We start from the raw sequence: 210 nt of genomic DNA on the forward strand, positions 1-210 counted from the left end.
AGACCTTGGCCTCGTGGAAACGGCGGATCAGCGCAGCGACGACGTGGCTGTATTCGGGATGATAATTGTCGCCGGGACCGTAGAGATTGGTCGGCATCACGCTGATGAAATCGGCGCCGTACTGGCTGCGATAGGCCTCGGCCATCTTGATGCCGGCGATCTTGGCGATGGCATAGGGCTCGTTGGTCGGCTCCAGCGGGCCGGTCAGCA

1 protein-coding gene is annotated in these 210 nt (G+C 61.9%); it reads right to left on the bottom strand.

The window, feature by feature from the left end:
* Window positions 1-210 (bottom strand): NAD-dependent epimerase/dehydratase family protein (locus FNJ47_RS49605; protein ID WP_163163974.1); only part of this gene is annotated, 210 nt, incomplete at both ends.

It is taken from the genome of Bradyrhizobium uaiense (assembly GCF_010811875.1).
GTDB classification, from domain to species: Bacteria; Pseudomonadota; Alphaproteobacteria; order Rhizobiales; family Xanthobacteraceae; genus Bradyrhizobium; species Bradyrhizobium uaiense.